Below are 13526 nucleotides of genomic sequence, written 5' to 3' on the forward strand. Positions count from 1 at the left end.
CCTCTACCCGAGGTCTACCCGCCGCTGTGACCTGCTGAAACAGGGGTTGGCCGAGGGTGGCCGGGTAAGCCGGAGAGAACACGGTCTAGGCGTCCTCCGGCCAGGGGGAGTCAGAAAGGCGAGCCTTCAGGACGTTCTTGAGAAAGGCTCTGTCCATGTCGATGCCACCCGAGAGCCGCCACGCCCTGCGCTCGAATTCGAGGTCTCCGGTCACGATAATGGGGACCTTCGCCTGATAGGCGGCCACCGCCCACGCGTGGTCGCTGCCCTTCAAAGGGACGTGAACGCTGCGCGTCTTTCCGCGGACCTCAGTGAGAAGGGTCGCCACGGCGGAATCGGGTTCGGTGCTGCTCCGCACGAGGCTTTTGACGATCCCGATGAGCGTGGTCCTGTGCGCGGGCTCCTCGCGGCGTACGAGCCGTTCGCGCAGCCGCGGCAGCCCGGCGATGACATCACGGTCCATGACGATGGTGCACGGCCCCACCTCGGGCGGCGGCCCCGTGGCCGCCCACGCGAACGACAGGTCCAGGGTGTCCAGGTCGTCCGGCCGGGTCATCTCCTCGACCGACTCCACGAGAGCCGCGCTCAAGGCGTGTTCGGCGGGCAGGTCCAGCACGCTCTCGTCCCACTGGAGCGCGAGGCGGCGGGTGGACTCCAGGCCCCGGGCCAGGGTGGTCATGACCCGCCGGGAGAACGCCGTTCGCGACTCCGGTGCGTCGTCGCCCTCCGGGGGCGTGCCGCCCGGGCCGGCGACGACGGTGAAGACGAAACTGCCCCGCATCGTCTGCCCCAGCCGCACGTGCCGTTCCATGAAATCGGAGACGACGGCCGGCCTCCTCCCCTGGTGGGAATGGAGGGGATCCGCCGTTGTCGTGGCCGCCGCCTTCATCATTCTGACAAGGGAATCAATAGTTCTTCCCGCTTGCCTGAAAGGAAGTGATCCATCGGCTGTGGGCTGGTTTATTCGAACGAAGAGGGAATCGAAATCCGCTGAGGAAACCCTTTTTCTGAGTTCCTCGGCGCTGATCTCGTAGACGTGCCCGAGTGAGGCGAGCGCGTCCTTGAACCGGTCCTGGAAGTCCACGTAGTCCCTGGCCAGGGGCAGCATGACCCGGGCCGGACCACAGGAAGTGTCCCGGCCCAGACGCCATATCTCCCGGACCCCGGGCCGCCTGGTCTCCAGTTCCCAGCCCTGTGCGGCCAGGAACCGCGATACCGCCTTGGGGGCCAGTAGCCCGGCCGCGTCGTCGAAGGAGTCGGGAGCGGTGGGAGCCATCAGAATCCTCCCTCCTGCTCGCCGATGTCCTTCATGATGCCCATCAGACGGGCCGGGGTAAACAGTTGGCTTCGGGGGAGGTGGACGGTCCGGGTTCCGCCGATCTCCTCCGACGTGGCGAGGGCGTCGGCCGACTGCCAGTACATCCTGCTCCTGGTGACGAGGCCCTCCTCGTCGACGGAGAGCCACGGTTCGGGCTCCCGGGGGACGAGCAGCACACCGAGGTAGGCCGGGATGTACCGCTTGCCCCTGGTGAGCTTGTGGAAGGGCTTCGCCTTCATCGGCCACGCCATGTGGTCGTCGTTGAGGTAGCGGTGCTGGGTCGTGCACTTGAGCTGGAGTTCGAACTGGGGGCCGTAGTAGCGGTGGTACTCGGCGGAGGAGACCAGGGTGATGTCGACGCCGTCGTAGTCGGTCTCGTGGGTCTTGATGGAGCATCCGGCCGTGTAGGCGATCATGCGGGTGAAGGCCAGGCTGAAGTGCTCCTGTCGGGCGTTCATGGGCAGTTGGCCGTCGACGAGGTCGTCCACCCCTAGGGGACCTTCGTCGGCTACGGTCATGCGTCTCCCAGCGAAGCGCGGCCATGACGCCGACAGTGTAGCGGTGCCCGGTGACGCCCTCCCGACTGCTGGGGAACCGTGCGGGGAAGACCCGTCAACGCGGCCCCAGACCGTTGTACAGCACGTCGAGGACCTCGCGCAGTTGTGCGTCGGGGGCGGTGGGCGAGGAGTCGGCCGTGAACATCGCGAGCCCGTGCACGGTGGCGGACACCGCCGTGGCGAGGGCGGCCGGGTCCCCGTCGACGACCTCCCCGGCGGCCTGGCCCTCCGCGATGGGGCGCACCACCGTCTCCAGGATGCGCTCGACGGCCTCGGTGAGTTCCTCGGGGGCGTTCGGGCTGTGCTTGCGCGCGTACATGAGGTCGAGCAGCGCCGCGTGCTCGACCGCGAAGCCCACGTAGGCGCGCGCCAGGAGGAAGAGGCGTTCACGCGCGGTCTCCGCGCCTGCGACGGCGGGCTCCAGATACCCGTTGAGCCGTTCGAAGCCGGTGAGCGCCAGCGCGTCCAGCAGCGTCTGCTTGTCCTTGAAGTGGCGGCCCGGGGCGGCGTGGCTCACCCCTGCCTCGCGCGCGAGTTCGCGCAGGGACAGCGCCTCCGGTCCCCGCTTCTCCAGTGCGCGTTCGGCACCCGCGAGGAGAGCGGCGCGCAGGTCACCGTGGTGGTAGGGGCGGTCGGCCATGGCCCCAGCATAGAACGGCCCCCCGGCGCGCCCCCACAGCGGTCGCGACCGTCGTGGACAAGGTGCGCCGCCTTCCCCTACTTTGGCGCGATGGAGACGCAAGCGGTCATCATCCCCGACCTCAGCGGCCGCACGGCGGTCGTCACCGGAGCCAACAGCGGACTCGGCCTGGAGACCGCACGCATCCTCGCCCGCAAGGGCATGCGCGTGGTCCTGGCGGTCCGCAGTGAAGACAAGGGCCGCGAGGCCGCCGCCACGATCGAGGGCACGACGGAGGTCCGCCCGCTCGACCTCGCCGACCTCGCCTCGGTGCGCGCGTTCGCCGAGGGGTGGGAGGGCGGCATCCACCTGCTGATCAACAACGCGGGAGTGATGGCGCTCCCCGAGTCGCGCACCGAGGACGGGTTCGAGACCCAGCTCGGTGTGAACCACCTGGGCCACTTCGCCCTCACCAACCTGCTCCTGCCGCACGTCACCGGCAGGGTCGTCACCGTCACCTCCGACATGCACAAGATGGCCAAGGGCATCGACTTCGACGACCTCCAGATGGAGGGCGGCTACCACCCGGCCAAGGCCTACGCCCAGTCCAAGCTGGCCAACCTGCTGTTCACCCTGGAATTGCAGCGCCGCCTGGAGGAGACGGGCTCGACGGTGCTCTCGGTCGCCGCCCACCCCGGCTACGCCGCCACCAACCTCCAGGGCCACACCGGCAACCCCGTCCTGCACCGTCTGCTCGCCGTGGCCAACACGGTGGTCGCCCAGAAGGCCGCCGTGGGCGCGCTGCCCACGATCTACGCCGCCACCCAGGACGTCCCCGGGGCCGCCCTCGCCGGGCCCAAGGGCATGGGCGGCATGCGGGGCGCCCCCGCCTTGGCGAGCCGCAGCGAGGCCGCCTGGGACTCGATCGCGGCCCGGCGTCTGTGGACGGTCTCCGAGGAACTCACCGGGGTCCGGTTCCCCGAGAAGGACCTGCGCGGCTGAGAGCGTTCCGCGGGGCGCAGGGGAACGGCCCGCCACCGCCCGGGTCAGGGGGCGGCGGCGGGCCGGGTCTTGCGCGCTAGGGCACGAGCAGCAGCTCGTCCACGGCGGCCGCCTCGACCGCCTCACGCGTCACCGCGAACGGCAGGGTCTCGCCCCGCGCCCACAGCTCCAGTTGGTTGTCGTAGTCCTCGTGGAAGGCGTGTCCGGAGTTGCCGGTCAGGTGGATCCAGGTGGAGGCGTCCCGGTCGGCCAGGTCCACGACCATGCGCATCGACGGCACCGCCGTGATCTCGTAGCCGTGCTCCGCGCGCCAGCCGGTGGCGTTGACGATGCTGGACCCGCCCGCGCTCTCCACCGGCCCCCGGTTGACCAGCCACTCCACCGGACCGATCCCGGAGGTGCCGAACGACTCGTTGGTGGCCGTCAGGGTGTGCAGGTCGCCCCAGCGCCACGCGGAGGGGTCGTCGCCGAGCCGTTCGGTGAGCTCCTCGGTCGCGGCGTCCATCGCTGCGGCGAGCACCGCGTCGTAGCCGTCGGCCTCCTCGCCCTCCCACCACGGCGCGTCGGGGTCGTCCAGCAGTGCGTCGACCACGTACAGGCCGCGTGCGCCGTCGCTCATGTGCCGCTCCCCCAGTTCGTCGAAGAGCAGCGGGAGCAGGTGGCGCCAGGTGGCCATGGAGAACGCGGCGCCGGCGGAGTCGGGTTCGGCGTACCCGTCCCAGTCGCGCAGCAGCTCCCGGGCCTCGGCGGTGGCACCGTCCACCTCCACCTCCAGGAGGTGGTGCACGGCGGCGAACGCTGGCGCGTGGTAGGAGTCCAGGTGGATCTCGGACATGTCCTCGCTCGTCACCGGCCCCTCGGCGATCGCCTCGTCCAGCAGGTCGTTGATCCGCTGGCTCCGGTAGCCGTAGTCCCAGTCGTCGGTGAGGAAGTGCTCGTAGTCCTCGTCCACGACCGACTGGTTGGCGGTGACGATGACGCCCGAGGGCGGGTTGTACACGCTCGGCAGCTCGTCGAAGGGGAGGAACTCCTTCCAGTCGTAGGAGGTGTCCCAGCCCGGCGCGGGCCAGCGTCCGTCGCCCTCGCCGCGCACGGGCACCCGTCCGGGGGCCTGGTAGCCGATGTTGCCCTCGTTGTCGGCGTAGACGAGGTTCTGCGCGGGCACCTCGAAGAGGGAGGCGGCACCGCGGAAGTCGTCCCAGTCGCGGGCACGGTTCAGTGCGAAGATCGAGTCGGCGGTCCGCCCCGGGGTGAGCGCGGTCCACTGGAGCGCCACGCCGTAGCCGGTACCGGCCTCCTCGGCCTCACCCACGACCTGGGCGGTGCGCTCCGCGACGGTGGCCAGGTCCTCCCCGACGGTGGTGTCCGAGAGCAGCGGGCCGTGCGCGGTCATGCGGATCGTGAGGTCCACGTCCTCGCCGCCGGCCACGGAGATCGTCTCCTCGACGGTTTCCAGTGGGACGCGCGCGCCGTCCACGATGTAGTGGTCGCCGTCGATGCGCTCCACGTACAGGTCCATGACGTCGGGGTTGATGTTGGTGAAGCCCCAGGCGATGGACTCGTTCTGACCGATGATGACGCCGGGCAGGCCGGAGAAGCTGAAGCCGCTGACGTCGAAGGGGCACTCCTCGCTCAGCTCGGTGCAGTGCAGGCCCACCTGGTACCAGGTGGAGGGCATGGCCGCCCCCAGGTGGGGGTCGTTGGCCAGCAGCGGCAGACCGGACTCGGTGTGCTCGCCCGAGACCACCCAGGAGTTGGAGCCGATGTCGGGGCTGTCGGAGGGGCCGAGCAGTTCGGGGACGGCGTCGGCGAGCCCGTCGAGCCCCTCCAGCGCGGCCAGTGCCTCCTCGGGCAGGGCGCTGTCGGCGACGGGGGCACGGGCGGCGTCGGCGGGGGCCGGGTCCGTCTCCACGTCGGCGCCGTTGTGGTCGGCGGTGGTGGTGATGGGCTCGTGCTCGTCGAAGGGGTAGGCGGGGTAGAGCTCCTCGACCCGCTCACGGGAGAGCCCGCCCGCCAGCAGGAGGGCACGCTCGGTCTCCTGGTACATGTTGCCGCCCAGGTCCCAGGCCATGGCCTTGAGCCAGGCGAGGCTGTCGGCGGGGGTCCACGGTTCGATCCCGGTCTCGGTGCCGGTCACGGCGAGCAGGCCGTACTCCACACTGGCGGCCAGGCCGTCGTTCTCGTCGAGCCAGGCGTTGACGCCCTCGGCGTAGGCGTCGAGGTAGCCGCGGGTGGACGCGTCCAGGAGTTCGTACTCCTGCTCGGCGACGCGGCGCCAGCCCATGGTGCGCAGGTAGGCGTCGGTCTCCACCTGCTCGGGGCCGAAGAGTTCGGCAGTGCGCCCAGCCGTGACGTGGCGGCGGAAGTCCATCTCCCAGAAGCGGTCCTGGGCGTGGGTGAAGCCCTGGGCCATGAAGAGGTCGTGGGCGGTATCGGCGTAGACGTGCGGGACGCCGTAGTCGTCGCGCAGGACGGTGACCTCGGAGCCCAGCCCTGGGAGGGTGAGTTCCCCGGCGTGTTCGGGGAAGGACCGGCGGACGGCCCACACCCCGAGGAGGGAGGCGACCAGCGCCAGCGCCGCCAGGACGGCGAGGACCCATATCAGCGTGCGGACGACGGCACGACTACGCAAGACACTCATGCGGGGAACAATAGGGTGTTCTAGCTCACGTCAGGCGCGATTCATGGGACGACCGACCCAATTGTTACCTGTCGGTAGTGCGATGGCGATGTGGTTGTTCCGGCAGGTCAGTTAGTCCGCTGGTGCAGCGAGCAGGCCCCCTCTGACACGAACCCCAGCGACTCGTACAGCGGACGCCCGTCCTCCGTCGCCACCAGCACGATGTCCCGTCCCCCGTGGCCGCGGACCAGCGCTGACAGGATCTGGCGGGCCAGGCCCAGGGAACGGTGTTCGGGCAGGGTGGCCATCCAGTAGACGCACACGGTGTTGTCGTCGTCGAAGGTCAGGGCCGTGGACACACAGGCGCCCAGGCGCCGGATCGCCCACGCGCGCCAGCCCCGCCGGTCGAGCAGGTCCGTCGGCAGCAGCCGAGAGGGGGAGTAGGGCTGGAGCGCGGGCATGGGAAACCCGTCCACGATGACCCGCTCGGCCAGGGGAAGCTCGGCAGCGGCGAGTTCGCGCACCCTCCGCGACGCCTCCGCCTCCGGCAGCGGGGTCGCCGCCGGCCTGCGCATGATCGGTCGGGTGGTGCGCCGGGTGCCCGACAGCTCCAGCAGCCCGAAGGGGTCCTCGACGGTGAGGCTCCCCGGGTCGGACAGGGCCTCGCGCGCCTTCCCGGTGAGTTTGCGGGTCGGTTCCCACACACTGATCCAGGTGAGCGGCGGCATACCGCCCTGGAGGAGATCGACGCCGGGGGCGACCGTCCGTCCGGGCAGGAGGTGGCGGCGCATCTCCGCCATGTTCCACGCGTAGGCGCGCACGGTGTCCATGGGGCTCCTTCCAAGGGAGGGCGGGGGCTCTCTGGGGGCCTCAAAGCGGCTGGGACAGGGAATTCGGACGATTGTGTCAGGTTCGGGTTGCCGTGAGTAGGGAGGGCGGGGGGTGCGATCAGGTGAACTCTTGGAACGTGCCCCGGGCCGTGCGATCGGGGTTCGCTCTACGGCGAAGTTCGGCGTCGGTCTTCGCCGAACGCCGCGCCGTGCACGAAGTCGGCCGCCATGGGCCCGGGGACAAGAGCGCGAAACGGTTGCGGAGCGGGACTCCGGACGGTCAGATGTTCGGGGCCGGTCGGAAGGAGCCCGTGGACGTGGGGCCGGACAACGGGAGACGCAGCGTGAACACGGAGCCCACACCGAGGGTGCTCCTCACCGCCGCCGAACCGCCGTGCAGTTCGACGAGGCCGCGTACGATGGCCAGCCCCAAGCCGCTTCCACCGGTCTGTCTGCTGCGAGACTTCTCCGCCCGCCAGAACCGGTCGAACACCTGAGGCAGGTCCTCGGGGGCGATCCCGGCCCCCGTGTCGGCGACCTGGAATATCGCCTCCCCTTCCTCACCCCATGCCCGTACGGTGACCGTTCCGGCTTTCGGAGTGTGCCGCAGAGCGTTCCCCACCAGATTGCCGAGAGCTTGGGCCAGCCGTGTCGGGTCGGCGCTGAGAACGGTCCCGTCCGCCTCGGCGACCAGTCGCAGCCCCGCTTCGTCCGAGCGCAGCCGGTAGCTCGCCACGACCTGCTCGACCAGGACACGGGCCTCCACACGCTCCGGTGACAGCCTTAGCCTGCCCGCGTCAGCCAGCGCCAGGTCCTGGAGGTCGTCGATGATCGCCTGGAGCAGCAGGGTCTCGCCTACCAACATCCCCATGCGTTCCGGGTGCAGGTCTGCCACACCGTCCTGGGCCGCCTCCAGCCAGCCCCTGAGATTGCTCAGCGGTGTCCGCAGTTCGTGTGAGACGTCGCTGACCATGGCCTTGCGCTGCTCCTCCAACCGTTCCAGGTGTTCGGACATCTCATTGAACGCCGTGGCCAGTTGGCCGAGTTCACCGGGATCACGTACCTCGACCCGCCCAGCGCCCTGACCAGCTCGCATACGCAGTACCGCGTCCGTGAGAGCGTGGACCGGGCGCACCAGCTGTGTCGAGACGGTCACACTCACCACGAGGGTCAGCACCAGAACCAGCAGCACTACACCGGAAACCCGCAGTACACCCTCGCGCGACAGGGACGGGCTGGCGGCCGGATTCTCGGCCGGGTCGTCGATGAAGAGGAGAGCGGCTGGCGCGACGTAAGGGGCGAGCAGGTCGCGCCGGGCGGAGTCGACACAGTCGGCGGTGTGCCGGTCCAGTTCCGGGGACAGCGGCTCCATCCACCGGACCTCTGCCGACGACAGAGCCCCCTCGGCCCACAACGCCTCCTCTTCCTCTTGTGTGAGACCCGAGGTGTTCCTTGGCACGGCTATCGGCGTGCCGGTGGTGCCGTCGATGCGAAACACCACCTCAGGCCCGGCTGGGTCCAGACACGAGGCGGTGAGCTCGGCCAAGTCCTCAAGGGCCGTACGCTCGCTGGTGACGGGCTCTTCCAGTGCGGTGAGCCCACAGAACAACCGCAGGGACCCGATCTCCTCGCTCCCTGACACGTTCACGTAGGGGCGGCCGCTCGGCGCGGTCTCCACCGTCGCCAATATCCCGAACTCCTCATTGAGGCACGCGGCGCTCTCCTCGGCGGCACTGGTGAGCCGCCCCAGGTCGGATCCGGCGACAGTGAACGGGCCGACCGCGCGCGGGTCGATGCGGCCCGCACCCTCGGAGGCCAGGGTCACGTCCACGGCGAGCGGGTCCACGACCGAGGACGCCCGGGGTGGAAGCGGTGACCTGTCCCGGGAGTCAGCGATAGGTCGAAGGTTCTCCGTGACCAGCGCGATTCGCCGCCCGGTCTCCTCGGCGAGAACCCGGACCGTGCCATCGACGCTGTCCCAATCAGCGTGGGTCGCAGCGTAGCCGACGAGCGTGTCGTGGATCCGGGTGTCGGCGGCCAGCGTCTCCCCCTGCTCGACGCGGAGCGACTCCGAGGTCCCTTGCACGGACAGCCACGCGGTCGCCGTGATAGAGCACGCCGCGATGAGTATCGAGCTCGCCAGCAGCCGGGTGCGCAGGCTCCGCCAGAGCGCCGTCATAGTCCGCGGTTCCGCCTTACCCAAAGGACGCAGTATCGGTGGTCTCGTTCAGCTTGTATCCGACCCCGTAGACAGTGACCAGCAGGGCGGGCTTGCGCGGAACCCGTTCGAGCTTGCGGCGCAGGTTTTTGACGTGCACGTCGATAGTGCGCTCGGTGATGAACCGGCTGATTCCATGGATGTGTTCGAGGAGTTGTGCCCGGGTGAACACCTGACCCGGTCGGGTCGCGAGCGCAGCGAGCAACTGGAACTCGGCCCGGGTACAGGACACCGGTCTTTCGTCGCGGTGAACGGTATGACGACCCGGGTCGAGCGTGATCGGTCCCACCCGCAGGACAGGGTCGGTGGTCCGGCCGAGACCGTCCCCGTTCTCTGTCCACCTCGCCCGGCGCAGCAGGGTGCGCACCCGCGCCATCAGCTCGCGCGGGCTGTAGGGCTTGGTGACATAGTCGTCCGCCCCGAGATCGAGCCCGGTCAACAGGTCTTCCTCAGTGGAACGTGCGGTGAGCATCAGTATCGCGACGTCGGATTCGGCGCGCAGTGCCCGGCACGCCTCCATGCCGTTCATGGCCGGCATCATCACGTCCAGAATCACCAGGTCGTGACGGTCGTGGTGGTACACGGCGACAGCCGCGCGACCGTCATGGACCACACGTACGGTGTGTCCCTCGTATTCCAGGTACCGCCGGATCAGGTCCGCCTGGTTCACGTCGTCCTCGGCGACGAGCACATGGGCACACACGTGGACACCTCCGCTGCCGTGGAACGCCTGACACGGAAAAGATGGTAGAGGCCCTTCGCGGCGACGAAACGTAGTGCGGAAACCGCCTCCCAGGTCAGAACACAACGGGCACATAGCGGACACACGACTTCTTCACATCCGTGCGTCAGTGTTCGGGTCGTCCGGAGCCGCTCGCTCCGGACGACCCGAAAGCGGCCCGGCCCGTACCCGGACGGCCGCACCCCGTGAGAAGAATCCGGACGGCTGCTCATGCTTCGATCCTCGCTCCCCCCGAACCCGGCACGGACCAGGCCGCGCACGGCTCCGCCGCCACTGGCAGCGATCCTGCTCCTGGCCGCGCTCACGGCCTGTTCGCCCGGAACCCCGGACGGATCCGGGGCGGAACCGTCCTCCGCCGACTCGGCGGGTTCGGAAGGGGCCCCTCCGCCTCGTGCGGTGATCGCCACGGTTCTCGGAGACGAGATCGGGGTGATGACCGAGAAGGGCGGTGAGGAGGTGCTGGACACGCTCGTGAACCCCAACGGGTTCGGGGTGGACCGTGCGTTCCTCGTGGAGAGTGACGAGGACGCGTGGCTGGAGGTACTCCTGCCGGTCCGCCCGAACGGCACCACCGGGTGGGTGCGCAGGGACGAGGTATCACTGACCAGCACCGACTTCCGGGTGGAGATCGACATGGCGGAGTTCGAGTTCTCCGTCTACGAAAGGGACGAAGAGGTGCGCGGCGGAGTGATCGGCACGGGAAAGAGCGATACACCCACCCCACCGGGCCGGTACTACTTCACCGAGCTGCTCCAGCCCTCGGACCCCGACGGGCCCTACGGCGTTTACGCGTTCGGGCTGAGCGGGTTCTCCGAGTCATTGGAGACCTTCGCGGGAGGCCCTGGCCAACTGGCTGTCCACGGCACCAACGACGAGGGTGCGCTGGGCCGCCAGGTGAGTCACGGGTGTGTCCGAGTCTCCAACGAGGACATCACCTGGATGGCCGAGAACTTGCCCGTCGGTACCCCGGTGGAGATCTCCGAGTGACCGGTGCTCCCGCCCGTATGCAGGGGGCGGAACCACGGGTTGGCGGTATGCCGGGCCGCTTTATCGCACGAACAACAATCACGTGAAGAACCAACGAAAGGTCGATCATGCAGTTGAAGCCCTTCCTCCTCACCGTTGGAGCCGCGGCCACGATCATCTTCGGTGCCTCACCCGCCTTGGCGGACAGCACCGAGGCTCTGGAGATGGAGCACTCGGGCTCTGAGGCTCCGCGCAATGACGAGGCTTTGGAGCTGGAGTACTCGGGCTCTGAGGCTCCGCGCAATGACGAGGCTCTGGAGCTGGAGTACGCCGACTCCTTCCCGGCACAGCCCGTGCCCGCGGACCCGAACTACACTGGCTGATCCCAGTTCTCCCCCTTGCCTTGGCCGTGGACCGATCGGTGAGTCGGGTCCACGGCCTTTCGTTGGGCTCCCAAAGTCTCAGATCACCGCGCTTGGAGGCTGGGTCCTCCGCCCACGGCCTTCCGGTCAGCAGGTCGAGGCCCGGCCGGTGACGTGGAGGTAGGTGCGGATGGCGGTGGTGAGGTCGGCCAGGTCGTTGGGCGGCTGTGGGGGTGGAGGGGGTGCCGGTGCGGCCAGGAGGTCGCCCTCGGGCATCCGGGGCCGGGGGATGAGCGGGTGCAGCGGGGGAGGCGGCGGCATGTAGGGGCGGACGAGCGTGCCCCCGGTCTCGTCGGGTTCGGGCCGCCACCGGGCGGGGTGTTGGTGTGGTGTGGGTGGTGGCGGGGTTTCCGGATCGGGGTGCTCGGGCGGGGGCTGGGGTGTCTCGGGCGCGCGGCGGGGCGTGCTCGGAAGGAAGAGGAGGGTGAGGGCCGAGGCGAGGAGCGCGGCGGCCAGGGCCCACAGCTGCCGGGTCGGAGTGGGGTGTGGCCTGCGGTGTCGGCCGCTGGGGTGGTGCACGGTCGTCCTCCTGGGGGTTTCAGGCGAGTGGTCACGCCCCGGATCGGTGGTCGCTCACCGGACTGGGCATCTTCATGTGGGGGCGCGAGCAGCGGGGCGGGGGTGCGGGGTTCGGCGCTTAGGCGTCGAGGGCGCTGTGGAGGTCGATGTAGGCCCACACGGTCACCGGGCCGTCGCGGTGGCTGCGGGTCCACCACCACTTCCGGGAGAGTTCGGCCACCAGGTGCAGGCCGCGCCCGCCGGGGCGCAGGCTGGCCACGCGGTTCAGCACCCGGGGTCCGGTGACCGGGCGGCCCGGGCGCGGGCCGTCGTCGGTAACCCGGATGAGGACGAGGCCGCGGGGGAGGACCTCGACGATCACCCGAACCCGGCCGCAGGGGTCGCCGGAGGCGCTGTAACGGATGGCGTTGGTGACGAGTTCGCTCACGACGAGGAGTACGGGCGCGGCACGGTCGTCGTCCAGGCCGGTGGCCGCGCGGCACCAGTCGCGGATGCGGGCGACCTGGTCGGGGCGGCCGTCGAAGAGGCCGGTGTGCTCGCCGAGGCGGCGGTGGTGCCGGGTACGGGGCCGTGGGACCCGGGGCGGGGACTGGTGGGGTTCGGGGGTGGTGGCCCTCTGCCGTGGAATCTCGTATCCGGTCATCGCGCGCCTCCCAGCGTCAGCCGTGACTTCATGAGGGCAACCGATGTGGTGGTGCACACCAGAGGCTCCCTCGTAGATGACTCATAACTTAAATGAGGCGGCCTCATTTAATGAGATAAGTGTCTTTGATGTGCACCAAAGTCATGTTTGTTCGTTTCGAGTCTGGAACACTGTGAAGAAGCAGTGGCGGTCCCAGACAAGGAGGACGGCATGGCGACAGGTATGCCGGTTCGTCGGCGCTATCTGGTCATCCAGCTCAGGCGGTTGCGCAGCGCCGCGAACCTGACCCAGGACGAGGTCTGGAAGGACCTCGGCTGGAGCCGGGCCAAGCTCCAAAGGCTCGAAGCGGGGGAGTTCCAGCGGGTCAAGGCTGGCGACATCATGGCGCTGTGCCAGCTCTACGATGCTCCGGAGGACGTCGCGCGGGAGCTCATCCAGATCGCGCGCGACTCACGAACCCACAAACCGTGGTGGTTGCAGTACCAGGACGTCCTTCCAGGGGCCTTCGTCGGCCTGGAAGCCGAGGCCACGATGATCCAGGAGTTCAACATCGGCTTGGTCCCCGGCCTGTTGCAGACCCCGGACTACATCGCCGCGCTTTTGGAGTCCGCTGTCGGCAGCACCAAGGACCAGGCCGAACAACGGCTGAAGATCAGGCTCGAACGCCAGAGGAACGTACTGGAGTGCCCGGAGCCGCCGTTGCTCTTCGCCGTCGTCGATGAGGCGGCGGTGCGCCGCCAGATCGGAGGCGCGGACGTGATGCGGGAACAAGTCCGCCACCTTCTCCACGCCGGACAACGGCCCAACATCGAGATCCAGGTGCTTCCGTTCGCTTCCGGTGCCCACGCAGCGGCCGGTCTCCCCTTCACCATCCTCAGTTTCGGTGACGGCCACAGTGCTGACAGCGTCGTCTTCCTCGAATCCCGCAGTGACGGGTTCTACCTGGAGTCCAAGGACGAGATCGACCGTCATAGGCTGGTGTTCAGCCGTACTCAGGGAAGCGCGTTGTCCGTGCAGGAGTCCGCCGACTTCCTGGAGGGCTTGATCTCATGAGGCACTGATCCGAAACG

Annotated in this window: 13 protein-coding genes; 4 read left to right on the forward strand and 9 right to left on the reverse strand. The window is 69.1% G+C overall.

All coding sequences use genetic code 11. The features are described 5' to 3' along the window. Window positions 1-85: 85 nt before the first annotated feature. The 3 genes from B042_RS0120875 to B042_RS0120885 form a co-directional block, all read right to left on the reverse strand. Window positions 86-1276, reverse strand: coding sequence for a hypothetical protein (locus B042_RS0120875; RefSeq protein ID WP_051415865.1), 1191 nt, complete (start codon window positions 1274-1276; stop codon window positions 86-88). Beyond that, window positions 1276-1836 carry a DUF4365 domain-containing protein gene (locus B042_RS0120880; RefSeq protein WP_028649983.1) on the reverse strand — a complete coding sequence of 187 codons (561 nt, stop codon included), beginning with the start codon at window positions 1834-1836 and terminating at the stop codon, window positions 1276-1278. The genes B042_RS0120875 and B042_RS0120880 overlap by 1 nt, the downstream gene beginning before the upstream one ends. A 94-nt stretch (window positions 1837-1930) precedes the next feature. Next, window positions 1931-2515, reverse strand: a complete 585-nt coding sequence (locus B042_RS0120885) for a TetR/AcrR family transcriptional regulator (RefSeq protein ID WP_028649984.1) — start codon at window positions 2513-2515, stop codon at window positions 1931-1933. A 90-nt stretch (window positions 2516-2605) separates the two neighbouring features. Here B042_RS0120885 and B042_RS0120890 point away from each other — a divergent pair, with 90 nt between their 5' ends. After that, window positions 2606-3496, forward strand: coding sequence for an oxidoreductase (locus tag B042_RS0120890; RefSeq protein ID WP_028649985.1), 891 nt, complete (start codon window positions 2606-2608; stop codon window positions 3494-3496). A gap of 76 nt (window positions 3497-3572) precedes the next feature. Here B042_RS0120890 and B042_RS0120895 read toward each other — a convergent pair whose 3' ends face one another. The 4 genes from B042_RS0120895 to B042_RS0120910 form a co-directional block, all read right to left on the reverse strand. Further along, window positions 3573-6137 carry a penicillin acylase family protein gene (locus tag B042_RS0120895; protein WP_081748918.1) on the reverse strand — a complete coding sequence of 855 codons (2565 nt, stop codon included), beginning with the start codon at window positions 6135-6137 and terminating at the stop codon, window positions 3573-3575. 107 nt (window positions 6138-6244) lie between these two features. Continuing rightward, window positions 6245-6946, reverse strand: a complete 702-nt coding sequence (locus B042_RS24110; protein WP_036555777.1) for a GNAT family N-acetyltransferase — start codon at window positions 6944-6946, stop codon at window positions 6245-6247. Window positions 6947-7226: 280 nt separating this feature from the next. Then, entirely contained in the window at window positions 7227-9125 is a 1899-nt protein-coding gene (locus B042_RS0120905; RefSeq protein WP_051415866.1) for a cell wall metabolism sensor histidine kinase WalK, read from the reverse strand. 16 nt (window positions 9126-9141) lie between these two features. After that, a complete protein-coding gene (locus B042_RS0120910) occupies window positions 9142-9867 on the reverse strand; it encodes a response regulator transcription factor (RefSeq protein ID WP_028649988.1) in 726 nt (241 codons plus the stop codon). A gap of 435 nt (window positions 9868-10302) precedes the next feature. On the opposite strand from B042_RS0120910, the gene B042_RS0120915 reads away from it, so the two are divergent. Both B042_RS0120915 and B042_RS0120920 read left to right on the forward strand, forming a co-directional pair. Beyond that, entirely contained in the window at window positions 10303-10893 is a 591-nt protein-coding gene (locus B042_RS0120915; RefSeq protein ID WP_369797742.1) for a L,D-transpeptidase, read from the forward strand. A 107-nt stretch (window positions 10894-11000) separates the two neighbouring features. Next, window positions 11001-11255 carry a hypothetical protein gene (locus tag B042_RS0120920; protein ID WP_028649990.1) on the forward strand — a complete coding sequence of 85 codons (255 nt, stop codon included), beginning with the start codon at window positions 11001-11003 and terminating at the stop codon, window positions 11253-11255. A 126-nt stretch (window positions 11256-11381) separates the two neighbouring features. On the opposite strand, the gene B042_RS0120925 is transcribed toward B042_RS0120920, so the two are convergent. Continuing rightward, the gene (locus B042_RS0120925) at window positions 11382-11813 is read right to left on the reverse strand and encodes a hypothetical protein (protein ID WP_028649991.1); all 432 of its coding nucleotides are present in this window, start codon (window positions 11811-11813) and stop codon (window positions 11382-11384) included. Window positions 11814-11931: 118 nt separating this feature from the next. Then, window positions 11932-12456 carry an ATP-binding protein gene (locus tag B042_RS24115; RefSeq protein ID WP_081748919.1) on the reverse strand — a complete coding sequence of 175 codons (525 nt, stop codon included), beginning with the start codon at window positions 12454-12456 and terminating at the stop codon, window positions 11932-11934. Between the two features lie 210 nt (window positions 12457-12666). Here B042_RS24115 and B042_RS0120935 point away from each other — a divergent pair, with 210 nt between their 5' ends. Beyond that, entirely contained in the window at window positions 12667-13509 is an 843-nt protein-coding gene (locus tag B042_RS0120935; RefSeq protein WP_028649992.1) for a helix-turn-helix transcriptional regulator, read from the forward strand. Window positions 13510-13526: the final 17 nt, after the last annotated feature.

The organism is Nocardiopsis sp. CNT312, assembly GCF_000515115.1.
Classification (GTDB): domain Bacteria; phylum Actinomycetota; class Actinomycetes; order Streptosporangiales; family Streptosporangiaceae; genus Nocardiopsis.